General features: G+C 25.6%; 1 protein-coding gene. It reads right to left on the minus strand.

The genetic code is table 11. The annotated features are described in order from the left end of the window. Window positions 1-761: 761 nt before the first annotated feature. Window positions 762-1,722: VTT domain-containing protein (locus WBG30_RS07225; RefSeq protein WP_424503968.1), on the minus strand; the 961-nt coding region annotated here is incomplete at its 5' end.

The raw sequence follows: 1,722 nt of genomic DNA on the forward strand, positions 1-1,722 counted from the left end.
TTTTATAATTTATTCTTTTTTATATTTCAATTAATTAACCCCCATGTACTTTACTTTTATTTTTATTATATATACCGAAAAACTTCAGTGTATTTAATGCTAATTTAAAATTAATAATTTCGAGATAACTTTTAATTTAATACATGACAAATGACCCCCTACTTTATCAAGGAGATTATATTTATGCATTAATATTCTATTTTTATTTTGTTTATTTTTTATATTGATTATTAGTTGGAACAGAAGAGTTCCTAAAGTAATTATTTTGGAATAAATAAAATATTAAGGTCAAAACATCGCATTAATATATTTATTTGGATCCATCATAATTTTAAAATGGGTTGGAAGTTGAAGAGTTAAAAAAATATATATTTACAATATTAAAGTAGTAAAAACTACCTAATATATTCTTTTTCAGATTCTAAAAGTTCCATTATAACTTCATCCAGAAGTTTATCGTCTATTCAGGCTCAATTAGATCTTAATTTAAACATAATTTCTCTCCTTTAAAAATTTATTTATTTAATTTATACCATTTTTAACTCAATTTATCAATAAAAAGTGACTTTTTTTATTGACTTCGTTCGATAAAATTACGGATAATTTTCTATAAAAAAAACTCATAAAATCATTGAAATTTGAAATAATATAAATTTATTATCAACATCTTACATTAGTATAAAATAAAAATTGCCTGCCAGAGACAAACAATTTTTTTAATTTTAGATACATCTAGTATCTTAAAATTAGTTATTTAATTTTTATTTTTGAAGTTCCATTTTTTTCTTAATTATCCTAGTAACTACCATTAATCCAAGAAAAATTAATGAAGCTGTAATTGAATATTTTAAAACTATTCCCTTATTTCCAGATGTAAACGCTCCTGCTAGCATAACATATACAGAACTTCCAGGAAGAATAAATATTGTAGACAATATCGCGTATTGTATAAATCCAATAGAAGTTAAGCCATATACATAATTTTGAATCCCAAATGGAAATATTGGTATCAACCTAGTTACAGCTAAAATAAACCATCCATCTTTTTTTACCCCTTCATCTATTTTTTTAAATATAGCTGTATTTCCAAACTTTCTCTCAATAGCTCCCCTTGCAACATATCTTGCTATCAAGAAAGATAATGATAGTCCTATACCAGCCCCAATAGCCGTATAAACAACTCCCATTATTGGCCCAAAGATTACTCCCCCAGCTATTGTAATAGGCAAAGCAGGTGAAATAGTAAGGGTTATAAAGATATACATCAATATATAAGCAAGTGGACCCCATACTCCTAATATAGTAATTACACTTTCTAATTTTTCCCTCTTTGCAATATAACTAAATAGAACTTTAAAAATATTATTTTTCTCAATTTCAACATTTCCTTGGTTTGATTCATAAGACCACTGAATCCATGAACCATCATAATTTTTAACATCTTTATATCCTAACAATTCTCTTAATACAAAGGTCATCTGAGCTGATTGCATTCCTGATTCAGAGTATAAAATAACTGACATATCTTTTGTAATCCCATGTTTATTCAAAACTTCTTTTATTTCTTTAGATGATCTAAATGTTTTATCCTCTTCTACCATAATATTCCATGGAATATTGTTTGAATCTGGAATTTTCCCTTTAATAAATGTTTTTTTACCTAAAATTAAACCATCAGATTCAAAAAAAGACCTTGTATCTAATATCGCTGTATCGTTTGAC

Source organism: Psychrilyobacter sp. (assembly GCF_049671765.1).
Lineage (GTDB): Bacteria > Fusobacteriota > Fusobacteriia > Fusobacteriales > Fusobacteriaceae > Psychrilyobacter.